Origin of the sequence: Bacillus sp. LBA3-1-1.1 (genome assembly GCF_040676495.1) — a bacterium.
In the GTDB taxonomy this organism is placed as follows: Bacteria; Bacillota; Bacilli; order Bacillales; family Bacillaceae_G; genus Bacillus_A; species Bacillus_A nitratireducens.
In genome coordinates this window covers 74,869-96,774 of the sequence record NZ_JBEGIB010000018.1, presented here as the reverse complement: position 1 = coordinate 96,774, position 21,906 = coordinate 74,869, and the positions used below count along the sequence as shown (strand labels likewise).

Here is a 21,906-nt window from a genome sequence, read left to right as displayed (position 1 = left end):
ATATAGCTCTTATCTTTTTATTAGCATCTCTTTAAACAATGACTTACACGTTAATAATTCTCTAGGATCCCCGCATTCCACAACAATTCCATTCTTCATGACCACAACTCGATCTGCTATCATCACCCTCTCGACATCATGTGTTGTCACAATTCTCGTTACATTCCCTCCTAACCCTTTCAGCATATTCCAAACCACTTCTTGATTACTCGGATCTAATCCCGCAGTTGGTTCATCTAAAATAATGAGATTTGGATTTGATACAATCGCTCGCAATAATGCAAGACGTTTTCTTTCTCCTCCCGAAAACTCTTCACCGCTTTTATGTAGTACAGTTTGAATCCCTTCAGGTAGATCCCTAATAATCGGCTTCACATTTACAAGTTCAATATTTTTTGCTAACTGGTTTTCTAAATACTCTTCCCCGAAATACATATTCTCTTTTACTGTCGTCCGAAAGAAACGAGGTTCTTGCCACACTGTAGTCATTCGAGCCCCATTACCATAATAAACAATGCTACCGTTAGATGTTTTATACAAACCCGTTATTAATTTTAAAAGCGTTGTTTTTCCTGCACCACTTTCTCCTACAATAATGACGAGTTCACCAGGATTAATTTGCAAATGAATATTTTTAACTCTACATCTCTCTTCACCGTTCTCTTGAAATGAAACATTTGTTAAACTCATTCCCATCGCTCTCTCTACATTTCTGTATTCAGCTCCTATATTTAAAAAACAAAAAACTCGATTTGCCGAAGCAATAGCAACTTGTGTCATCATCAATAAATCACTTGCATAACGAACAGGAAAAAATAACATCTCAATTGTAGCTAATACCGCCACAAGCGAACCGACTTCCATTTCCCCCTTCATTATTTTTTGTGCACCTATAATAAGAACGACTACATATGCGCCTGTTTCTATTACCGTTCCAACTATCCCAATACAACGTTGCAACATCGTCTTCTTTACTTCTGTTTTATAAGCTGTTACTGTAACTCCTTTAAATAAACCAATTGCCCAGCTCTCTTTTTGTAAACTGCGCAAATCTTGTATACCTTTTACAAACTGTGACATCATCTCTACAACACTTGATTGATTTTTTTGAGCAATCCCCGCAATATTCCTTACCTTTTTTCCCATAAGCATCGGAACAATTGCACTGAAAAATAAAAACGGAGTTACCCACCATATGAACTGTATATCTATATGTTGTAGTGCTATGAGCGCACCAATAAATTGCGCAAGTGCATGAATATATTCGATTAATATAGATCCATATAACCTTATCCAGTTCGGGATATCAGAAACGACTAATGTTTCTAGCTCTCCTTGTTTTACCTTCTCGCTTTCTTCAAAGGGTAATGAAAAAAAGTGACGTAATAAGTCTATACGCTTCTTTTGTAATATACGTTGACTCGCTTTTGCACTTATATAACCAAACACAAGTGCATTCGTCCACATCATAAATCTACTCCCCACAAACAATGCAATGTACATATATGCATCTTTTAACTCCCTCTGAATAAGATTACCAACAATTAATCCCATTAAAAGTGGTCTAGATAAATTTAAAATGGCAGCAATTATTCCACTACATATGGCTGCTACTACTAATATTTTCTCTTGTCGTAACGGTAACAATATTCTTTTATACTCTTTCATGACGTTCCCTCCATTTTTAGTAAAAAGAAAGGGATGAAACCAATTGGTTTCATCCCTTTCCATAAAATAAGGAAGCTAACATACGTTAGCTTCCTTATCATTCATTTCAATTATTTAGTTTGACACTTTTGACTCTTCAATTTTCTCACGAAGAACCATTTGCAGGATACCACCGTGACGGTAGTAATCAATTTCAACTTCACTATCGAAACGAGCCACTACTTCGAATTTTTTTTCTTTGCCTTCTGCATCGATTGCAACTACTTTTACAAGATCGCGTGGTCTAACCGTTTTGTCAATTTGAATTTCAAATGACTCGTCACCAACAAGACCTAATGTTTCAGCGCTGTCGCCATCTTTAAATTGTAATGGTAATACACCCATTAATACTAAGTTACTGCGGTGAATACGCTCGAAGCTTTCTGCGATTACTGCTTTAATACCTAATAAGTTTGTACCTTTTGCAGCCCAGTCACGAGAACTTCCCATACCGTAGTCTTTACCAGCAACAACTAGAAGGCCTGTGCCATCTTCTTTATATTTCATAGCAGCATCATAGATAGATGTTACTTCACCAGTTGGCCAATATGTTGTATATCCGCCTTCTGTTCCTGGTGCGATTTGGTTTTTAATACGAATGTTTGCGAATGTACCACGCATCATAACTTCATGGTTACCACGACGAGAACCGTAAGAGTTAAAGTCAACTGGTTGTACGCCGTTTTCTAATAAGTAGCGTCCAGCTGGTGTATGCTTACCGATTGAACCTGCTGGTGAGATGTGGTCTGTCGTTACAGAGTCACCAAATTTACCAACTATGCGTAAACCTGATAATGTTTCAACTTCACCTGGCTCTTTAGATAAACCTTCAAAGAATGGTGGGTTTTGAATGTATGTTGAGTCATTATCCCAAGTATATAAAGCTTCATTTGAAGTTTGGATTTCATTCCAACGCTCATTGCTGTTAAATACTTGCGCATATTCTTTCTTGAACAGTTCAGATGTAACAACACTTTGAACTACGTCTTCAATTTCTTTAGCTGATGGCCAAATATCGTTGAAGTAAACAGCATTGCCATTTGCATCTTTACCGATTTCATCATTTTTCAGGTCAATATCAACAGTACCTGCAAGTGCATATGCCACAACAAGTGGTGGTGATGCTAAGTAGTTCGCTTTTACAAGCGGGTGAATACGACCTTCAAAGTTACGGTTACCAGATAAAACAGATGTTACTAATAAATCGTTTGCTGCGATCGCTTCTTCTAATTCATCTGCTAATGGACCAGAGTTACCGATACAAGTCGTACAGCCGTAACCAACTGTTTGGAAACCTAATTGATCTAAATATGTTGTTAATCCAGACTTATCTAAGTACTCTGTAACAACTTTAGATCCTGGTGCTAATGATGTTTTTACGTAATCAGGTACTTCAAGTCCTTTTTCAATTGCTTTCTTCGCAACTAGACCTGCCCCAATTAATACGTATGGGTTTGATGTATTTGTACAGCTTGTAATTGCAGCGATTGCAATTGCACCTGTCTTCATCGTTACTTCTTTATCTTTTAATGTAACCTTCACTTCTTTATCGAACTCTTGCTCATTAAATCCAAGTCCTTGTGTTCCAACTGGTGCTACAACAGCTTTGTGGAACGCATCTTTCATATCTGAAAGTGGAACTAAATCTTGTGGGCGTTTCGGTCCAGAAAGGTTAGATTCGATTGTATTTAAATCAATTTCAACAAGATCAGTGTAGATTGGATCTTTACTGCCTGCTGTATAGAATAAACCGTTCGCTTTACAGTATTCTTCAACAACGCGAATTTGCTCTTCATCTCTACCTGTTAAACGTAAGTATTCTAATGAAATGTCGTCGATTGGGAAGAATCCACAAGTTGCGCCGTATTCTGGTGCCATATTTGAAATTGTTGCACGGTCAGCTAAAGGCATACTCTGTAGTCCATTACCGAAGAACTCAACGAATTTACCAACTACACCTTTTTGACGTAACACTTGCGTTACTTTTAATGCAACGTCTGTTGCTGTAGTACCACTTGGAAGTGTACCAGTTAATTTCACACCGATTACTTCAGGTACTGGGAAGTATGAAGGCTGTCCAAGCATTCCTGCCTCTGCTTCAATACCACCAACGCCCCATCCAAGAACACCGATACCGTTAATCATTGTTGTATGCGAGTCTGTTCCAACTAATGAATCCGGGTATGCAACTAAGTCACCTTCAGCATTTTTCACAGCGTGAACAACTGGTGCTAAATACTCAAGGTTTACTTGGTGTACGATACCTGTTGCTGGCGGAACTGCACGATAGTTATCAAATGATTTTTGTGCCCAGCTTAAAAATTTATAACGTTCTTCATTACGTTTAAACTCTAAGTCCATGTTGAATGCAAGCGCGTCTGCCGTACCCGCTCTATCAACCTGTACAGAGTGGTCAATTACAAGGTCTACAGTAATTTCCGGATTAATTTTATCAGGATCTCCGCCCATGTCTGCCATTGCTTTACGAAGTGAAGCCAAATCTACAACAGCTGGAACGCCAGTGAAATCTTGTAAAATTACACGAGATGGTTTAAATGGAACATCGATATCTTGAACATCTTTCGTTCCCCATTTTGCTAAATTTGTAACATGTTCTTCTGTAATTACGCGTCCATCTACTTGACGAAGTACAGATTCAAGTAAAACTTTCACGGAATATGGTAATTGAGATACGTTGCCAACCCCTGCGTTTTCAAGCGCTTTCAATTGATAATAATGATACGTTTTTCCATCTACTTCGAAAGTTGCACGTGATTGAAATGGATTATGTTTGACCATTATGTTTCCCCCCTGTTAAACGTGACTAAGTTGTCTGAATATAAAATGTAGACAAACTTTTCAATACCTTACGATAATATCTTATTACAACTTTCTAAATAAGTAAATAATAAGAAACTTATGGATTACCATAAGTTTTCTTTATCTTTCTAAATTTGAATAGTGTCCATGCTCTTTATGAATACTATTACCATAAAGTAAAGCGCTCTTTCAGCGTTTTACTTTACTTTCATATATGCTATGAACAACTCATGGTTCGTCTATAAAAAAACATTATAGAGGTGAAAAAAATGGGTAAAAGAAAAGCCAATCATATTATTTCAGGAATGAATGCTGCATCCGCACAAGGACAAGGAGCTGGTTATAACGAAGAGTTCGCAAATGAACCTTTAACACCAGCAGAACGACAAAACAATAAGAAAAGAAAAAAGAATCAGTAACGAAAAATCCCAAAAGGTATACCTTTTGGGATTTTCTCTAATGTTTATAACGTAACAACTCCGAAACTGTTACAAATCGATAACCCTGCTTTTTCAGCTCTGGCAAAATTTTTGCTAACGCCGCCACTGTTTGACTACGATCACTTCCCCCATCGTGTAACAGTACAATATCTCCACTTTTAGCATTTTTCACAACATGATTTACAATGGATTCAGTACCTGGATTCGCCCAATCACGAGGGTCTTGATGCCATGACCATAGAACAATTTGATACCCAGCTTTTTTTGCCGTAGTAAATACAGCATCGTTAATATATCCACCTGGTGGACGGAACAATAACGGTTCTTTCGCCCATCTTTCAAAATATTTCTTTCCATTTAAAATATCATTTTCTAATTTTTCATCTGATGAATTACTCGCATACAAATGATTCATCGTATGATTTCCAATTTCATGTCCTTCTTTCAACACTTGTTTTACTAAATATGGATTACGCTGAACTCGAAATCCAATCATAAAAAAAGTTGCTTCCGCCTTATATTGATGTAATAAATCTAGAATTTGCGGCGTGTATGTTGGATCTGGACCATCATCAAATGTGATTGCAATAACCTTTTCATTATTTGGCACTTCCCACGTTACATAGCCAGTTGGCTCTAACTCTTTTCGTAACAACATTTTAGCTTCCACTTTATCCACTTGAAATATATGTACTGCACAAATTAAAGAAAAAATTAGTAGTATAATTTTTTGTTTCTTCATATTAGCTCTAAAAGTTTTGAGGTTGTTGAATTCACAACAACCTCATTTACTTTTCTAATTGATCTACATTTCGCATAATATTTTGGAGATTATTTTCGTATTGCTCAAGTTGTGGACGTTGTGTTTCCGAAGCTACTTCTAGCGCATTTTGAATCTGTTCATACGCTTCCTGGACCTCTTGGCGTAACTCTTTTAAATCATGACCGTAGTTTGGATCATTTTTCACAATGTTATTGAATATATTTTCTGCTTGTGTAACTCCTTGCTGTGCAGCTTGAAAAGCTTGTTGTTTATCTTTATGATATGGCATTATATGATCCCCTTTCTGTAATAGTTAGTCCCATTTATCTTTACCCTTTTTTCTAAAAACATTCTCGTATAAATTCGCAAACTTCTCTCATTCTAAATAGGAAGAGGAGGTGTTATATACAATGGGCAAAAACAATCGTGAATCGAAAGAAAAAAAAGGACAACCTGAACCATTAAGCGGATCTCATAAGGTAAAAAACCGTAATCATTCTCATCAAAAAAATCATGCGCATCATGATATGTAAAACAAAACATTCACACTAGCTACCTTTGCCACATACAATGTTTATATTTTTCCATTTATTCTTCACCCCTGGTTCATTCATGCATAACATAGTATGAATTGAGATTTTACGGAGGGTGTCTTACATGGGCAAGAAAAAGAAGGATTGTCTTTTTCATGTTGATGGTTTCGAAGAATGGATGGAACAATTTTGTTCTGATTCTTGTAGTAATTTTAGTTTTCCAAATCAAATTCATATTGACCTTTGTGAAACAGAACAAGAATACATTTTGGAAACAGATGTACCAAATGTGACCGAACAAAATGTACTCATTAAAAAGATGGAGACAGGCCTAAACATATGCATACTTCATAAAAATACTTCTTTACAGCGGACCATTCCTTTACCCGCTAATATTATTTATAAGAAGATGCTGGCCTGCTTAGAGAATGGATTTTTAGCCATTCATATTTCCAAAAACGAAGCTGCCGATAAGCATGAAAAGAAGGTTCTTTTTTCAAATTGAGAGTTAATATAAATACAAAAATAAGCCCCAGTAACTTGCTGGGGCTTATTTTATTTCGCATGCATTTCTATATTAGAATTTCTATCATATCTTTTTTTCAATAAGCCTTTTGTAACTAAAAGTACAGGAAATGCTACAGTTGAAAATATAGCTAGCGCTAAAAATACTACAAATCCATTTTGATACCCGTAATAATCGAGAAGTACTCCCCCAAACCAAGGACCAATTACTCCTCCAATTCCTGAAAAGCCCATCGCTCCGAAGTATGTTCCTTTCAGATTGGAATCAGCGATCTCATCAATAAATACATCTGTCATTGAGAACATTAAAACTTCTCCAAATGTAAAAATAATTGTACAAATAGCTGCCCCTAACATGGATTCTACTAGTCCAAATCCAAACAATCCCCCGCTCACAAATAACGTTCCAACCATAATAGACGCTAATGGCGTATACTTTTTACACATTTGAATAACAGGGTATTGAATAACTACTACCGTAATTGCATTTAAAGCTAGCATATATGAGAACAACTTTACTCCATCCTGAAATATATGTGCATTTGCAAAGTATTGAGATACTGTCGTCGTTAAATGCGAAAAGCCACAATTACTCAAAATAATACCGACTAAAGCAACTAAAAATACTACATCCTTTCGCAAAATACGAATTGCATTTAACATTGTAACAGGCTTTTCTTTATTTATTTTCTTTCGTTCCAGTGGATACTTCTTAAATTGGAACGCCAATATAGCTGTATATAAAATGTATACTCCAGCTGCTACTAAAAAAGGAATTGTTGATTTTGCGCTTCCAATCTGTAATCCGACAAGTGGACCAATCGCCACCCCAACATTTATTGCACCATAACGCAAATTATATACGAGTAAACGATACTCTGGTTTCGTTAAATCTGATAATAAGGCTCTTGAAGTCGATTCAAAAAAGGACCTACATAATCCATTCAAAGCATTTAATAAAAAGAAACTTAAAACATGATCTGCAACTGAAAAACCTATAAATACAAACACCCAAACAATCATGGACCATATTATAATCATCTTTCGGCCGAATCGATCCGATAAATTCCCTCCGATAAAACTAGCAAAAACTCCAACAAGTGCACTCGTTCCGATAATAGCACCCGTCATTCCAGCTGATACCCCTTTAACAGTCGTTAAATAAATTGCTAAAAAAGGAATACTCATTGAAGTGGCGAACCTCGCAAATAAAGTCCCTATTATTATTGTCATTCCAAGCGGATGAATCTGTTGTAACTTCCCCTTCATCTCTAACCTACTCTCCCTTTTCCTACAAAAAAAAGAAAGCAAAGGATCTGCTTTCTTTTCCCTTTTTATACTTGAGATGTTTGTACCCGAGCTGTTCTCGTTATGTCCATATCAATTCCATATGTAAACTGTAATTCCTTACAAACATCTTTAATTAAAATCGCGACATTATACGTTTCATTAAATTGTAAAACTATGCTTTCTACTTCTTCGTATGTATACTTATATTCTCCTGTAATGACACTCTTTAAATCAAAGCATTCATTAATACAAAGTTGTACAAGTAGTTGGTCATATTTTTCTAGTACATCTTCTTTCTTCCAAAGTAACTCCTTTACATATAACCGATCAAATTTCACACTTTCTCGGTTACAGTCCGTTAAAATCCGGGTCATTTCATTTAGTTCTCGATATAATTCAGAAATATTTCTGCTTAAACTAAGCAGTTTATCTACGCCGTTTTCATATGACATATTTATTTCACCCCCGCATTTTCTTCTTATTATAGCAAGAAAATTCTAAAAATAGTTTCTTTCTTCTGAAATATTAGGAAACTAATTTCAATTGCTTTACAATGAAACTAGCTAACACGAAAGGGGAAAGAAAATTGGAGCAAAAATTATATTACATCGACGCTTATAAGATAGACTTTACTACTAAAGTTATAAAGCAAGATTATTGTACAGAAGGAAACTTATATGTTGTCTTAAATGAAACTGCATTTTATCCAACAGGCGGCGGACAACCACACGACACTGGAACTTTAAATGGTATTCCGGTAAGTAACGTTGAAGAAGTAAATGGAGAAATTCGTCATTTCATAGTAGAACAATTACATACAGAAGAAGTAGAGGGTAAAATAGATTGGGATCGCCGTTTTGATCATATGCAGCAACATACAGCTCAGCACATTTTATCTGCTGCTTTTTGGGATCATTTTAACATACCTACGATCGGATTCCATCTTGGAAAAGAAACGATAACAATTGATTTAGAAACAGAAAATCTGCATGTAGAAACAGTTGAAAAGGCAGTGCAAATTGCCAACAAAATTGTTTTTGAAAACCATCCGATCCGTATAGAGTGGATGAACTTAGAAGAAGCGAAAACACTACCTCTTCGCAAAGAACCGACTATGACAGAAAATATACGCGTTGTTATAATCGAAAACTTCGATTATAACGGCTGTGGCGGAACACATCCGAAACATACAGGTGAAGTAGGGCCTATTCAAGTACTAGGATGGGAGCGCAATAAAGGTGGTATACGCTTAACGTTTATCGCTGGCTGGCGCACACTAAAATTAATGGGACAACAACAACAAATTATGAAAGATGTTTCTAAACAATTGAACAGTAGCGACACTGATATTCCAGCAAAAGTATCCCAACTTCTTACATCCCAAAAAGAAAACGAAAAAGCAATACAAACAATGAATGAAAAATTATTATTTGCAGAGGCAAATGAACTACTGCAACAGCCTTTAGAAATACACGGTGGTATACTTATTTCTAAAGTATTTACAAACCGCCCTATGCAAGAAACTGCAAAACTGTCTGCTATTATTACAGAACAACAAGAACATGCAATTACATACTTCGTTATTGAAAATGAGGACAAATTACAATGTATTCTTGCTTGTGGTAAAGCAGTGACACTCGATATGAATGCTCTTTTAAAAGATGCCCTTCCTACAATTGAAGGAAAAGGCGGAGGAAATAAAAAGAGTGCTCGCGGCGGTGGAAAAGCAATTATGACCGGGGACGAATTTTTAAATCAGCTTGTTTCTTCTTTACAGTCAGCGGTGTAAAATATTTTTGCGAAGGATAGCTAATAGCTATCCTTCATCTCTATTTACAGACCTATATTTTGTTTCACCCCTTGATAACTCCCTGCATTTGCAAAACCATCACTTATAAGAGTTATAAAAGTTTGCGAAAAACCATACTGACTTAAATCTTTAATCGGCACCATTTGCACATCTTGAATTGGATTATGATCAAACTCATTAGAAGGTAGCGTAATTTCACCTTCAATCCTTTCAAGCAAAAACGTAATATGCAATAAAGATGGGCTAGCATCCGGTTTATCACAAACATAGAGTAGCTTCTTAATTTTAACTTCTAACCCTGTTTCTTCTCTCATTTCTCGAATCATCGCTTCTTCTAACGTTTCACCATTCTCTACCCTTCCTCCAGGTAAAGACCAATTGCGATTAGCCACTTTTTGCTTTACTATCAATATCTTTTCATCTTCAATTAAAATCCCCGTAACACGAACTTGCATTACATTTTCCATATGTAATCTCCTCTTCCCATTATATTTACAAATTAATTCTTCCACTAAAAGAACATACGTTTTATAATTAAAGAAAATTATGGAAGAAAGTAGTTATTACATTCATGCGTCCACCTTTAACAAAGTCTATATCACTTGAAGATTTCCAAAACTATTATTGGTTAAAAGCAGAACTCCAAACATTTTGTCGTGAGCATGGTTTGCCAGCTAGTGGCTCTAAGATCGAAATAACCGAGCGTATCTCACATTATTTAAATACTGGTAAAATATTAAAAAACAGTTCTGGGCAAAAAGTGAGTAAAGCCTCCCTATCCTATAAAGATCTTTCCCTTCAAACTGTTATTACTAACAATCACCGCTGTAGCGAAGATGTTCGTGCTTTTTTCAAAGAAAAAATCGGAGCAAACTTTCGCTTTACAGTAGCTCTTCAAAAGTTTTTCAAAGAGAATATCGGAAAAACATATGAAGACGCTATATTGTTTTGGTACGAAGAAAACGAACGTAAAAAAGACCCATCCTATAAAACAACTATCGGCACACAATTTGAATACAATCGTTTTACTCGTGCTTTTTTCGAAGACCCATACAACAAAGGAAAATCAAAAGCTGATGCGATTGCTGCTTGGAATGAAATAAAAGCAAAACCTGGTAGCAATGTTTATGTTCCTCAAAAAGTAGAAAACTAGTTATCTTGCTAGTCTTCTACTTTTTCAAATAATAGAGCAAGTCCAATTCCCCCACCAATTCCTAATGTCGCAACTCCATATTTCATATGCTCTCTTTGCGCCTGATAAAATAAGTGTGTTACAAGCATAGCTCCAGACGCACCGTACGGATGACCGAGCGCAATTGCACCACCATTTACATTTAATTTTTCGTACGGAATTTGTAACTCCTTTGCACATGCCACAATTTTTGAAGCAAATGCTTCATTTATTTCAAAATAATCTATATCCTCTACTTTTACATTCATTTCATTTAATAATTTATTCACTGCAAATATCGGACCTGTCCCTGGAAGATTCGGATTAACTCCAACTACAGCACTACGAACGAAACGAAGAACAGGCTTGTATCCTAATTTCCGAGCTTGTCGTTCTTCCATTACAAGAATGGCACATGCCCCGTCATTTACACCACACGAATTCCCTGCCGTTACTGTTCCATTTTGTAAAAATACAGGTTTCGTTCTTTTAATCATTCTTTCATAATTCATTTCTCGTTTTATAGCTTCGTCTAATAATCCATTAAAATAATGAGGTAATATCTCTTCTTGTATATATCCTTTTTTCAGTGCTTGCAGCGTTCTTTTATAGCTAAGACAAGCATACTCATCTTGCATCTCTTTCGTTATGTTATACTTCTCTGCAACATACTCAGCCGCTAATCCCATATCTGGATCCCCAATTGTTTCAGGCGAAAACCTCGCTCTACTTTGAAAAGATGACGTACTTGTACTCTCTACTCCCCCTGCAATATAACAATTACCCGCCTCACCTTGAATGAGATGACACGCGGTGCGAATGGCTTCCAATCCAGCACCGCATTGCCGATCAATCGTTACGCCAGGTATATGATAACCGAGCCCTGCTTCTAAAGCAGATAATCTTGCAACGTTACCTCCTGGTCCAACGACATTTCCTAATATGACATCATCTATTTCTCTCTCAATTCCTTTGCTTAGAAACGTAAGAAGTGGTGCTGCTAATTGCTGAACTTCATAATCTTTCAACATCCCGTTTTTTTTACCAATAGGTGTTCTTTTCGCTTCTACAATAACCGCCCTATTCATATATCTTCTCCCGGTTTTCAATCATACTTTTTGCTTCGATACGAGCAATCTTCCCGCTATTTGTATAAGGTATTTCATCAACAAAGTGCCATTCTTTCGGTATTTTAAAAGATGATAATCGTTGTAAGCAAAAACTCTTTAATTGTTGCTTTGTAGCACTTCCTTTTACGATAGCGACAGGCTTTTCACCCCAATAACTATCTTTTATACCAACAACAACAATTTCTTCAACAGCTGGATGCGTATATAGCAAACTTTCTATCTCTTCTGGATAAATATTGATTCCTCCAAATAAAATCATGTTCTTCTCTCTACCAACAATATATATAAATCCTTCTCCATCTTGGTAGCCCACATCTTGTACTGTCATCCAACCATCTTTGGTCAATTGCGGGATAATAGCTCCATCCGATACATAACCCATAAAAAACTGATCACTTTTCACATATACAGTTCCTATCTCGCCTGTCCGTACTTTTTCTCCTGCTTCATTACATATTCGAACTTGTACATTATGACAAGTTTTCCCCACTGAAGTCGGCTTTCTTTCACTCTCTTCATCGACCAATGCCGTTACAAAGCTTAGCTCCGACGCACCATAAAATTCATATCTTTTTGCATAAGGAAACATATTCTTCATCTTTTCTTTCGCTTCAGCTTCCCATTTCGCTCCTGACGAAATAATTTTCATTTCACTTTCAATTACTTTATTTTCTTTATACAAAGACTCAAGCATTGTAGGGACTGTATACATTACAGAAATATTCTCTATCTTTATACTAGATAGCACTTGAACTGGTACAAATTTTCTCGTTATGTGTACCGTTTGTCCTAGAAATAATGTACTTATTGCCCCGTATAAGAAAAGAGAATGAACAAGCGTCCCAGCTATTAAAATAGAATCCTCCTTTTTCATATGAAAGTCATGTACATTACAATCAAAACTATGAACCCACGACTGTTGCGCACGTAAAAATGCTTTTTCCTTTCCTGTTGATCCCGATGTAAATCCCATATAAAAAGGAGCGTCTTGTACATTTTCTACAGAATGATAGATAGGAAGATAGTTCTCAATCATTTCTTTCCATTCTTCAAGCTCAATAATCCTTCCTTCTTCGCAGGATATATCATTGAGCCTATACTGCTCCGCCACAATAACATCTGGTTTACTAATCACTAGTCTGTCTTTAAGCTCATCTCGTTTCCATTTTATATCTAGCGGCACACAAACCCACCCAGCCATAGCAGCACCAGCAAATATTTGTAAAAACTCAGCACAATTTTCTAATACAATTGCTACTGTTTTATTCTTCGATTCACTTTCATTCAACCAGTTTGCTACTTTACAAACTGACTCGTACCAATCTTTATATGTTAACACTCTATCATTTTCTTTAATTGCTATTTTATTCGGTTGTAAAGAGGCATACTTTTTGTATTCTTTTGTAATTCCCATATGAAATATCCTTTCTCTACAAAATAATAAAAAGAAACACGCAATGAACGTGTTTCTTCTCTTTCTTATCCCGCATTTGTATATTTTCTATTCTTTAAAGCGGGCGTAATAATGTGTTTCAATGAACGATGTAATTTTGTCACGAGAATTGCTGCTATAATTGCTTTTATGCAATCCCCTGGTAAGAACACAGCACTCACTTTCATCGTTTCCCATACGGAAACCCCCATTAAGAAAGCTTGTACAGTAATACCAAATACATAAACTACGAAAATACCACCAATTATATTAATACATAATACCTTTATAATAGAAACTTCACGTAAACGCTCAATTAAATAACCAATAACAAACGCTCCAATGATATAACCAAGTAAATATCCTGCACTTGGCCCAACAAATACACCTGGACCACCTCGTCCACCCGCAAGTAATGGTGCTCCAACTCCAACTATAAGTAAGAAAATAAGCTGACTTAATGCACCAAGACGTGAGCCTAACAACCCACCAGCAAGCATAACACCGAGTGATTGTAATGTAATCGGAACTGGTGTAATAGCAAGAGCAATTGGAGGTATTAACCCTAACACTCCCATAATAGAACTAAATAAAGCGACGAAAACTAAGTTTTTTGTATTCATATTTGCTTCTCCTATTTGTAAACTTAAAATATTTTTTAGATAACATATTATAGGAGTTATATTATCTTTCCATTCGATTCTTGTCAACTGAAATTAAAAATAAGTTTACAAATAAAAATTCGATTATTTCTCTTTATGCAAATGCTCAAGTTCTTTCCTAAGCGCCTGTTTTAAAAACTTCCCAACAGATGTTTTCGGAATTTCCTCCATAAATACAATATCGTCTGGTAACCACCACTTCGCAAACTGTGGTTTTAAAAATTCATATAGTTCTTCTTTTGTAACAGTACTATTTTTCTTTTGTACAACGCAGGCAACTGGACGCTCTTGCCACTGCGGGTGTGGAATTGCAACGACAGCCGCCTCAAATATAGCTTCATGTGCCATTAGAGCATTTTCAAGATCAACTGAGGAAATCCATTCTCCCCCGCTTTTAATAACATCCTTCGTACGATCAACAATCTTTACGCACCCTTCCTCATCAACCGTAACGACATCTCCTGTATATAACCATCCATCACGAAAACCTTCGACAGTACGCTCATCGTTATAATAGCTTGCAGCGATCCATGGCGCTCGTAAACATAGTTCTCCCATCTCCGTACCGTCCCACTTCACTTCACCACTTGTACCGACTACTTTCATCTCTACACCAGGGACAAGATATCCTTGCTTAGATCTTATCTCAAGTTGTTCTTCATACGCCAAATCTGTTTCATAGCTTTTTAGACGTGCAAGCGTTACGAGTGGACTCGTTTCAGTCATGCCATATGCATGGACGAAAGGAACATTATATTTTTGCTCAAACGCTTTAATAACGCTTTTCGGTGCAGCTGCGCCTCCGCATAGTAATCTCGTTATACTAGATAAATCATAACTATTATTTTCTAACTCTTGTAAAACACCAAGCCAAATTGTCGGCACACCCGCAGCTATCGTTACTTTTTCAGTTTGCATCATTTCTAATAAAATTTTCGGTGTAAACATCGGTCCCGGAAGAACTTGTTTTGCCCCAAACCAAGTAGCCGCAAAAGGAAGTCCCCAAGCGTTCACATGAAACATTGGCACAATAGCCATTGCTGCATCACTTTCCGATAAAGCTGTCGTATCCGCTAATCCGAGTGCCATACAGTGCAACACTGTACTACGATGTGTATAAACAACACCTTTTGGATTCCCTGTAGTCGCTGACGTATAACACATACCAGCAGGTGTATTTTCATCAATATCTTTAACAAATTGGAAATTTGGCTCGCCTTCTTCTAAAAGTTTCTCATAATGATATACAGGCTGAAGTGTAGTTTTTGGGAGCTCCTCTTTATCAGTCATAATAATATATGCTTGTACAGTCGATAATTCAGACTGGATATTCTCAATGAGTGGTACAAGATCTTCATCAATAAGTAAAATACGATCTTCTGCATGTTGAATAATGTATGAAATATGTTGAGGAGATAAACGAATATTAATTGTGTGTAATACGGAAGCAATACCTGGAATAGCAAAATATGCCTCCACATGTCGATGATGATTCCACGCTAACGTTCCTATGCGCTCGCCTTCTTTAATCCCAAGCTTTTTTAACGCACTTGAAAGTCTTCTTGTCCTTTCCCCTAGCTGCTTATACGTTAATGTCGTAACTGTATCATGTGTCCGTGAAATAATTTCTTTCTTTGGGAATAGTTTTTCTGCCCTTTCCATCATAGAACTAATTGTTAGAGGTACATTCATCATCATATTGTTTACATCCTCCCTTTAAAGCGTTTTCATTTCGTTCATTATAACAGACTTCTACAAATAATTACGATATTTTTCTGTATTTTCTGAATTATTTCTTTGGAAATAATTCAGAAAATACAGAAAAACCATGTTTTGAATACATACGATACAAAACATGGTTCTCTCCTATTTAAAAACTATCTACCTTTTTCCTTACTTTCTTTTTTAATTTAAAAATGAAACGATTACTGTACTCTTCATTTTCAACTAAAAGTTTATATGTTTCTAACACTCCTAAAACGCGAACGAAAAGATAGAAACCTATAGCAATAAGAACAACACAGTAAGGATAATACTGTACTAACTCTCCTGAAGTGATATGCTTTTTCTCAAACAAAAATGGTATTGCACCCGCTGCTATGAAACAAAGTCCAACGATTACTACTGCAGCATATTTCTTTTTAATAGTCGCATATCTTTTTGTCAATTCTTTTAAAAAGTTTGGATCAAATAGTAGTTCTTCCTTTTTCAATACATTGTATCGACTCTCTTCTATCGTTACAGGTACCATAATCGCTCCAATTCCAAGGACAGCAATAATAATGGTAAGGAATGTAGACATTGTTGGATCTTCTTTAAATAATAAATACGGTATTGTAGATAAAATAAGCATACTAAACCCTAATGCGATATATTTAGAAATTTTTTGCCCATATACTATATACCCTTCTGCCATTTCCTTACTTACATAATAACCATGTTCCTTTTCATTACTTTGCTCAGCAGTTTCTTTTAATAAGTAATCAAGCGATACTTCAAATACATTTCCAATCATTATTAACTTTTCAGTTTCTGGAAAACCTTGACCGCTTGCCTTGTCGTGTTTAATTTCTCAGCTAACGCTTCTTGAGAAAGGCCTTTTTCCTTTCTTAATTTAAAAAGTTTCTCACCAAATCCCATATGTGTGTCCCCCCTTGTTTTCTTAACTAAATTGTATATAAACATTGCTCCTATCTCTATCTTCCTGCGGTTGCACTTTGTCAACTTACGGTTGCGACTATGTTATATAGCGGTTTTGTATACGTTTTAGCTGTTTTTCTTCTATGATTATGGCGTTAATAAAACAACCCCTCCCAATAACAAATTATAACAATTAAAGGTAAATATTGTTATAAAAAAAACAAAAAAACTCCTTTCTTCATTTAAAGGAGTTTTCGTTATGAATCATTCTAAAATGACTACTTTTTCTTCTATATACTTTTCTGTGTCATGTAATGAATGATGAGCATCTCATACAGTATATGTTTTTATCTCTTTTTTTAAGGCGTACTCATATATATGTAAAATGTCACTTATATTAAATTAACTTAATGTAAGATGTTTCGTATACGACGTTTTATATTACCACTTCTTAACAATCATAACGGCTTCTGCTTAAACTTTTCATAATTCCGTACCTTTAATAAAAGGATATTCCCGCAATCCGTACAAATATAAGCATCTACTGGAGATGATGTAAACATCGTCTCCTTTTTCCTTATTTGTGCATAACCGACAAACTCACCTTCTCCTATGTTATGAGAACCACAATTAGAGCATGTCTGCACGTCTTTCTGTTTCATGAGCGCACCACCTTTAATCTGTTTCTACTCCCTTCGACAGTCCACTTCCATTTCCCTTCCAAAAAACCTCTTATTCTCTTACATTTCAACAGGAGTCTCAGAACAAACATCGTATATGTACTATGAAATATATTTATTGACGGAGGAATCGTATGAGTACAATTATGACAGTCAATACGGCACAAAAAATTGAGAACGCAGAAATACATATGCTTTCTTCTAGATTAGAGGCACTACAAGCAATAAGCGGAAATCCAATGCAAGTACAAATGAAAAAATTCGGGAGCGCCACTGCCTTTTCATCAAAAATAATTGCTGGTCCTGCTTTTAATACGGTAAAAGGTATTACATTTACAAATACAGATGAGATAGATGAAATCATCTCTTATTATCAATCGCTACAAATCCCTTGTCGTTTTGAAATTACACCCGCTCAACAAGGTACAGCTGAATTATTTCAATACTTATCTCAAAAAGGATTTTACCAATCGGGCTTCCATACCGCTTTATATAGTATACCGAGAGAAGATCCAGCCCTTCTTCCTTCTAACATTTCAGTACGCCAACTAAAAGAAAATGAATTTGATATTTTTGCAGACATATATGTACGTGGATTTAACATGCCTTCCTTTACAAAAGATGGCGTCCGCCAAAATAACGAAATTCTTTACGATAAACCAGGATGGCATTTTTTCATAGCAGAAGTTCAAAACACTCCTGCTAGTATAGGAGTTCTTTATATAAATAACGGTGTTGCCTCATTAGCTGCATCTGCTACTTTGCCAGAATTCCAACGTAAAGGTTGTCATTCTGCATTAATTCAAAAACGAATTGAGACCGCTGTTGAAGCCAATTGTAATTTGATAGTTGGACAAGCAAGATTCGGTAGCGGCAGTCAAAATAATATGGAACGTGCCCATATGAAAATTGCTTATACAAAATCAATATGGACTGCAAAAGACATATAATTAACATTCTTTCTCCATCCGTTACAACCTTATACATTTTATGACAATTCCTTTTCTATTCTATCAATCACTTGAATATTCAAATTATATTCGTTACGCTATTACTAGATACATCATTCAACTTGCAATATGAAAAGAGAATTCTAATCAAACTACAAGGAGGAAAAATGTATGACTAAGCATGATCATGGTTTAAAAGAAAAAGTAGAAGGTGCCATTGATAAAGTAAAAGGTGAAGTAAAAGAAGTTGTTGGGAAAGTCACTGACAATAAAAAATTACAAGCTGAAGGAAAATGGGATAAGGTAAAAGGCACTGCTAAAGATACTGTCGGTAATGTAAAAGAGAAAGTTCATGAATATAAAGAGAGCAAATAAAAAAGAGCAAAGATGTATGGTTGTACAAGTAGTAAGTTACTAGATCTGAGAAAAGAGAGTTTGTATTTTATATTCACCAATAAGATCATTTTAAAATGACAAATAGATGCCTCAAGGCATCTATTTGTCTATAAACAACTATTTTACTTCTATTGTATAATTACCTAATCCTAATCACTCAGGTTTTTCCTTACTAACATTTTCTAAGATAATGCCTTTGCTACAAAAGATTATTTGCTTTAAGATTAATTTTACATCTTATTTTTATTTACTTTGTGAAATCTGGTTTTAGGTCACCTGTATACGGTTCATGCTCGACAAAGATTTTTATATCTTTTCCATCCGCATCTTTCCCCATTCTTGTATACGTAAATTTATCTTTATTTAACTCTGTAAGTTCAAGAACCGCACCATATTTATTATTTCCTAACGAAACGTGAGCTCTTATTTTATTCCCATGTACAACATCGAAGAAACCATAATCTCCACGACTTACCCCTGTATTCACATTGAAAAACTCATATTTATTTGTATTTTTATCATATTTTGCTAGACTGATTAAGTTAGAGTTGTACTTTGTTACATTATTACCCTGTTCATCTAATACCACTGTTCCGTTCCATAGAGTACTAGATAAGATTTCATCTCCATCAACGTCTGTAACTATTTTCCCCGTCGAGTTTTCTAGATTTTTATCAGGTCAGGTGAAAGAAAGCTCTTTTTCTTGATAAGGAACATGCTCAACAAACACTTCTACATCGTTCCCATTTGCATCTTTCCCCATTCTTTTATATGTAAATTTCTCCTTATCTAATTGCGTTAATTCAACAACCGCCTGATAATTTTGTGTTTCAGAAATTAACACTCTTTTCTTTCCATCATTGGTTATAAAAAAGGTGCCGCTATCATTACGACTCTCCCCTGTATTTGCATTAAAAAATTCATACCTTGCAGTTTTAGCATCATACTTTGCAAGCCCAATGAAATTTTGATTTTCTTTCGTTACATCATTATGATCTTTGTCATAGACTTTTGTCCCTTTCCAATTTGTTTCACCAAGTATACTAGCCAGTAGTTGGCCTTTCGTTTGTTGAGTTCGCTTAGTTTCTTGTATTGCATTGTATAAAAATTGTGCATACTGTTCACGCGTCACATCCATACTTGGAGCAAAATGCCCTCCTCCTATTCCTTTTGCAATATTATTTGTTTGAACAGCACTAATTGCATTTCTTGCCCATGAGTTCGTCGAAACGTCATTAAAAGTATGATCACTCTTTGCCTTTAAATGAAAAGCATTTGTAAGAACCTGTGCCATTTCTGCACGTGTTAAGGATTCCTTCGGTCTAAAGTTCCCATGCTCATCACCCTTAAAAACACCCATTTCTGTTAAAGACAAGATTTCCTTTATATAGCTTGTCGAATCTTCGCTTACGTCCCCATATGGGTTCTGATGATTTTTGTTTTCTGCCACATTAAAATAACGATACATTAAAGTTGCAACTTGTTCGCGTGTCACGTTATCTCCAAAACCAAATCTCCCATCATCATAGCCGAAAATAATTTTCTTACCTGTTAATTGTTGAATCGCCTCATATGCCCAGTGCCCCTTTGGAACATCTTTAAATACACCAGTATGAATAGTTTGTGGTGTAACCTCTTCCGCTTTCACCCCTCCACTATTTTCACTCAATAAGCTTCCACCTAAAACTGCTGATATGATACATGTTTTTAAAATAGTTTTATTCATAGCTTCCCAATACCTTCCTTCATTTAACAAAGAATTACACCACTGATCTTCCAAAAGAAGATTCTATGTGAGCAATTCATGTTTTAAATTTTGATTACAGCTAGTTGTATACAAATTTTCAATTCCCCAACTTTGATACGAAGTATGTCGCTACCTACATCGTTACACCTCCAAAGTTCTTTTTCGTAGTATCCATAGCTGTTATATATATGAATTATAAATAGCAACTATAAATTGCCCATAAATAAATTATTAAAAAAAGATAAAATTAAGATAATATATTTTTAATCTCAATCAAAAAAAAAACGTTATTCTTTCTCATCTAGCTTGTTAAGAAAGAATAACGTTTTTTTAATTCTAGGGTCCCTTTTGGAAAAAAAGAGGTTTATTTTATATGTCCAAAAACAATTTCACGGCCTTTTCCAAACAAAACATCGGAAAAAAGCCGTGGCATATACTTATTTTATAATTGACGGAAGACGACCAAAATAGCTCTTTTTACTTCCCTTCATTCTTCTCTAACACATACAAATCTTCTTCAATATTTGTTAATTTTTCAGTTACAAGTTTTCTTGCATCTCCAATTGCTTGATTGTATGCAAATGGTCCTACTAACTTTATCATTTCTTCTATTAAACGTTCTGCTTGGAAACGTCCAATTTCATCTAAATCTTCTTCGACGAAAAATTGCTGAATTTGTGCTACAAGCTCTTCTTTTTTATCATTCGGTATTTTTATGTTCATCATCATTCGTTACTCCTCTATATTTAAGATAATACTTTTCTTAACTCTACCATAGAAAAGCGATTTCCTGGACAAGTTTTTGTAACCCCTTCTAACTCCCTATGGCCGAGTATATTTCCTTTCTCTATGGCAAACTGCTTCATAAACATTTTACATAAAGAATATAATGAATTCATTTGTACAGTAGTTGGATCATATTTATCAAAATTTCCCGTCATACATATTCCAATTGTGTCACTATTATTATCTTTCGCATGTGCTCCAATATGTAAACCTCGCCCTTCGACTACAGTTCCATCTTCTTCAATAAAATAATTGTAACCAATCCCGCTCCATCCTCTTACCTTTTGATGAAATTCGTGGGTTTTATACACATCCCATCCATCTTCTGACGTATGGTGGACAATCAGTTTATTTACTTTCTCTAAAGGAACTAATTCATCTTGAAATGTTAAATTTACACATTTAATTTCCATTTGAACTTCCT

21 protein-coding genes and 2 pseudogenes are annotated in these 21,906 nt (G+C 35.4%); 7 read left to right on the top strand and 16 right to left on the bottom strand.

The annotated features are described in order from the left end of the window. Positions 1 to 9: 9 nt before the first annotated feature. Both MRBLBA3_RS15325 and acnA read right to left on the bottom strand, forming a co-directional pair. Entirely contained in the window at positions 10 to 1,731 is a 1,722-nt protein-coding gene (locus MRBLBA3_RS15325) for an ABC transporter ATP-binding protein (RefSeq protein WP_363381986.1), read from the bottom strand. A 51-nt stretch (positions 1,732 to 1,782) separates the two neighbouring features. After that, complete coding sequence (acnA, locus tag MRBLBA3_RS15320) at positions 1,783 to 4,506, bottom strand: aconitate hydratase AcnA (RefSeq protein WP_363381984.1); 2,724 nt, start codon at positions 4,504 to 4,506, stop codon at positions 1,783 to 1,785. Between the two features lie 290 nt (positions 4,507 to 4,796). Between acnA and sspO the strand changes: the two genes are divergently transcribed. Next, on the top strand, positions 4,797 to 4,946 hold the full coding sequence (gene sspO, locus MRBLBA3_RS15315) for an acid-soluble spore protein SspO (RefSeq protein WP_002111139.1): 150 nt from the start codon (positions 4,797 to 4,799) through the stop codon (positions 4,944 to 4,946). A gap of 37 nt (positions 4,947 to 4,983) precedes the next feature. On the opposite strand, the gene pdaB is transcribed toward sspO, so the two are convergent. Next, positions 4,984 to 5,709 (bottom strand): polysaccharide deacetylase family sporulation protein PdaB, encoded by a 726-nt coding sequence (gene pdaB / locus MRBLBA3_RS15310; protein WP_000744280.1) that lies wholly within the window; start codon positions 5,707 to 5,709, stop codon positions 4,984 to 4,986. A 46-nt stretch (positions 5,710 to 5,755) separates the two neighbouring features. Beyond that, entirely contained in the window at positions 5,756 to 6,019 is a 264-nt protein-coding gene (locus tag MRBLBA3_RS15305) for a hypothetical protein (protein ID WP_001146298.1), read from the bottom strand. Positions 6,020 to 6,140: 121 nt separating this feature from the next. On the opposite strand from MRBLBA3_RS15305, the gene MRBLBA3_RS15300 reads away from it, so the two are divergent. Both MRBLBA3_RS15300 and MRBLBA3_RS15295 read left to right on the top strand, forming a co-directional pair. Next, positions 6,141 to 6,263, top strand: a complete 123-nt coding sequence (locus MRBLBA3_RS15300) for a small acid-soluble spore protein P (protein ID WP_363381979.1) — start codon at positions 6,141 to 6,143, stop codon at positions 6,261 to 6,263. A gap of 124 nt (positions 6,264 to 6,387) precedes the next feature. Next, the gene (locus MRBLBA3_RS15295) at positions 6,388 to 6,768 is read left to right on the top strand and encodes an Hsp20 family protein (RefSeq protein WP_363381976.1); all 381 of its coding nucleotides are present in this window, start codon (positions 6,388 to 6,390) and stop codon (positions 6,766 to 6,768) included. Positions 6,769 to 6,818: 50 nt separating this feature from the next. Here MRBLBA3_RS15295 and MRBLBA3_RS15290 read toward each other — a convergent pair whose 3' ends face one another. Then, on the bottom strand, positions 6,819 to 8,057 hold the full coding sequence (locus tag MRBLBA3_RS15290) for an MDR family MFS transporter (RefSeq protein WP_363381973.1): 1,239 nt from the start codon (positions 8,055 to 8,057) through the stop codon (positions 6,819 to 6,821). A 65-nt stretch (positions 8,058 to 8,122) separates the two neighbouring features. Continuing rightward, positions 8,123 to 8,530, bottom strand: coding sequence for a hypothetical protein (locus tag MRBLBA3_RS15285; RefSeq protein WP_000119681.1), 408 nt, complete (start codon positions 8,528 to 8,530; stop codon positions 8,123 to 8,125). Positions 8,531 to 8,664: 134 nt separating this feature from the next. On the opposite strand from MRBLBA3_RS15285, the gene MRBLBA3_RS15280 reads away from it, so the two are divergent. Continuing rightward, complete coding sequence (locus tag MRBLBA3_RS15280) at positions 8,665 to 9,867, top strand: alanyl-tRNA editing protein (protein ID WP_363381970.1); 1,203 nt, start codon at positions 8,665 to 8,667, stop codon at positions 9,865 to 9,867. A 44-nt stretch (positions 9,868 to 9,911) separates the two neighbouring features. Here the strand turns inward: MRBLBA3_RS15280 and MRBLBA3_RS15275 are convergent, their stop codons facing one another. Then, positions 9,912 to 10,355 (bottom strand): NUDIX hydrolase, encoded by a 444-nt coding sequence (locus MRBLBA3_RS15275; protein ID WP_363381967.1) that lies wholly within the window; start codon positions 10,353 to 10,355, stop codon positions 9,912 to 9,914. A gap of 104 nt (positions 10,356 to 10,459) precedes the next feature. Between MRBLBA3_RS15275 and MRBLBA3_RS15270 the strand changes: the two genes are divergently transcribed. Next, entirely contained in the window at positions 10,460 to 11,041 is a 582-nt protein-coding gene (locus MRBLBA3_RS15270; RefSeq protein WP_363381964.1) for a DUF6434 domain-containing protein, read from the top strand. A gap of 8 nt (positions 11,042 to 11,049) precedes the next feature. Here the strand turns inward: MRBLBA3_RS15270 and MRBLBA3_RS15265 are convergent, their stop codons facing one another. The 6 genes and pseudogenes from MRBLBA3_RS15265 to MRBLBA3_RS15235 all read right to left on the bottom strand — a co-directional run bounded on the left by MRBLBA3_RS15265 (position 11,050) and on the right by MRBLBA3_RS15235 (position 17,585). Further along, complete coding sequence (locus MRBLBA3_RS15265) at positions 11,050 to 12,147, bottom strand: acetyl-CoA C-acyltransferase (protein ID WP_363381961.1); 1,098 nt, start codon at positions 12,145 to 12,147, stop codon at positions 11,050 to 11,052. Continuing rightward, the gene (locus tag MRBLBA3_RS15260) at positions 12,140 to 13,603 is read right to left on the bottom strand and encodes an acyl-CoA synthetase (protein WP_363381959.1); all 1,464 of its coding nucleotides are present in this window, start codon (positions 13,601 to 13,603) and stop codon (positions 12,140 to 12,142) included. The genes MRBLBA3_RS15265 and MRBLBA3_RS15260 overlap by 8 nt, the downstream gene beginning before the upstream one ends. A gap of 65 nt (positions 13,604 to 13,668) precedes the next feature. Beyond that, complete coding sequence (locus tag MRBLBA3_RS15255) at positions 13,669 to 14,244, bottom strand: biotin transporter BioY (protein ID WP_363381956.1); 576 nt, start codon at positions 14,242 to 14,244, stop codon at positions 13,669 to 13,671. Between the two features lie 123 nt (positions 14,245 to 14,367). Continuing rightward, positions 14,368 to 15,981 carry a long-chain fatty acid--CoA ligase gene (locus MRBLBA3_RS15250; protein ID WP_071735560.1) on the bottom strand — a complete coding sequence of 538 codons (1,614 nt, stop codon included), beginning with the start codon at positions 15,979 to 15,981 and terminating at the stop codon, positions 14,368 to 14,370. 172 nt (positions 15,982 to 16,153) lie between these two features. Then, positions 16,154 to 16,923 (bottom strand): annotated as a pseudogene (locus tag MRBLBA3_RS15245) (helix-turn-helix domain-containing protein). A gap of 458 nt (positions 16,924 to 17,381) precedes the next feature. Then, on the bottom strand, positions 17,382 to 17,585 hold the full coding sequence (locus MRBLBA3_RS15235; RefSeq protein ID WP_071711348.1) for a hypothetical protein: 204 nt from the start codon (positions 17,583 to 17,585) through the stop codon (positions 17,382 to 17,384). A gap of 152 nt (positions 17,586 to 17,737) precedes the next feature. Here MRBLBA3_RS15235 and MRBLBA3_RS15230 point away from each other — a divergent pair, with 152 nt between their 5' ends. Continuing rightward, positions 17,738 to 18,553 (top strand): GNAT family N-acetyltransferase, encoded by an 816-nt coding sequence (locus tag MRBLBA3_RS15230; RefSeq protein ID WP_363381952.1) that lies wholly within the window; start codon positions 17,738 to 17,740, stop codon positions 18,551 to 18,553. 171 nt (positions 18,554 to 18,724) lie between these two features. Next, the gene (locus MRBLBA3_RS15225; RefSeq protein WP_212087668.1) at positions 18,725 to 18,928 is read left to right on the top strand and encodes a CsbD family protein; all 204 of its coding nucleotides are present in this window, start codon (positions 18,725 to 18,727) and stop codon (positions 18,926 to 18,928) included. Positions 18,929 to 19,196: 268 nt separating this feature from the next. Here MRBLBA3_RS15225 and MRBLBA3_RS15220 read toward each other — a convergent pair. The 3 genes and pseudogenes from MRBLBA3_RS15220 to MRBLBA3_RS15210 form a co-directional block, all read right to left on the bottom strand. Then, positions 19,197 to 20,675: pseudogene (locus tag MRBLBA3_RS15220) on the bottom strand (DUF4822 domain-containing protein). A gap of 498 nt (positions 20,676 to 21,173) precedes the next feature. After that, entirely contained in the window at positions 21,174 to 21,425 is a 252-nt protein-coding gene (locus MRBLBA3_RS15215) for a DUF2164 domain-containing protein (RefSeq protein WP_002076869.1), read from the bottom strand. A gap of 17 nt (positions 21,426 to 21,442) precedes the next feature. After that, positions 21,443 to 21,895, bottom strand: a complete 453-nt coding sequence (locus tag MRBLBA3_RS15210; protein WP_363381949.1) for a peptidoglycan recognition protein family protein — start codon at positions 21,893 to 21,895, stop codon at positions 21,443 to 21,445. Between the last annotated feature and the right edge of the window lie 11 nt (positions 21,896 to 21,906).

Coding starts and splice junctions, on each gene's coding strand:
- MRBLBA3_RS15270 (WP_363381964.1), top strand. CDS start 10,460: ATGCGTCCACCTTTAACAAAGTCTATATCACTTGAAGATTTCCAAAAC.
- pdaB (WP_000744280.1), bottom strand. CDS start 5,709: ATGAAGAAACAAAAAATTATACTACTAATTTTTTCTTTAATTTGTGCA.
- MRBLBA3_RS15215 (WP_002076869.1), bottom strand. CDS start 21,425: ATGATGATGAACATAAAAATACCGAATGATAAAAAAGAAGAGCTTGTA.
- MRBLBA3_RS15305 (WP_001146298.1), bottom strand. CDS start 6,019: ATGCCATATCATAAAGATAAACAACAAGCTTTTCAAGCTGCACAGCAA.
- MRBLBA3_RS15255 (WP_363381956.1), bottom strand. CDS start 14,244: ATGAATACAAAAAACTTAGTTTTCGTCGCTTTATTTAGTTCTATTATG.
- MRBLBA3_RS15250 (WP_071735560.1), bottom strand. CDS start 15,981: ATGATGATGAATGTACCTCTAACAATTAGTTCTATGATGGAAAGGGCA.
- MRBLBA3_RS15325 (WP_363381986.1), bottom strand. CDS start 1,731: ATGGAAAGGGATGAAACCAATTGGTTTCATCCCTTTCTTTTTACTAAA.
- MRBLBA3_RS15235 (WP_071711348.1), bottom strand. CDS start 17,585: ATGAAACAGAAAGACGTGCAGACATGCTCTAATTGTGGTTCTCATAAC.
- MRBLBA3_RS15285 (WP_000119681.1), bottom strand. CDS start 8,530: ATGTCATATGAAAACGGCGTAGATAAACTGCTTAGTTTAAGCAGAAAT.
- MRBLBA3_RS15230 (WP_363381952.1), top strand. CDS start 17,738: ATGAGTACAATTATGACAGTCAATACGGCACAAAAAATTGAGAACGCA.
- MRBLBA3_RS15300 (WP_363381979.1), top strand. CDS start 6,141: ATGGGCAAAAACAATCGTGAATCGAAAGAAAAAAAAGGACAACCTGAA.
- MRBLBA3_RS15265 (WP_363381961.1), bottom strand. CDS start 12,147: ATGAATAGGGCGGTTATTGTAGAAGCGAAAAGAACACCTATTGGTAAA.
- MRBLBA3_RS15275 (WP_363381967.1), bottom strand. CDS start 10,355: ATGGAAAATGTAATGCAAGTTCGTGTTACGGGGATTTTAATTGAAGAT.
- MRBLBA3_RS15225 (WP_212087668.1), top strand. CDS start 18,725: ATGACTAAGCATGATCATGGTTTAAAAGAAAAAGTAGAAGGTGCCATT.
- MRBLBA3_RS15260 (WP_363381959.1), bottom strand. CDS start 13,603: ATGGGAATTACAAAAGAATACAAAAAGTATGCCTCTTTACAACCGAAT.
- MRBLBA3_RS15295 (WP_363381976.1), top strand. CDS start 6,388: ATGGGCAAGAAAAAGAAGGATTGTCTTTTTCATGTTGATGGTTTCGAA.
- sspO (WP_002111139.1), top strand. CDS start 4,797: ATGGGTAAAAGAAAAGCCAATCATATTATTTCAGGAATGAATGCTGCA.
- acnA (WP_363381984.1), bottom strand. CDS start 4,506: ATGGTCAAACATAATCCATTTCAATCACGTGCAACTTTCGAAGTAGAT.
- MRBLBA3_RS15290 (WP_363381973.1), bottom strand. CDS start 8,057: ATGAAGGGGAAGTTACAACAGATTCATCCGCTTGGAATGACAATAATA.
- MRBLBA3_RS15210 (WP_363381949.1), bottom strand. CDS start 21,895: ATGGAAATTAAATGTGTAAATTTAACATTTCAAGATGAATTAGTTCCT.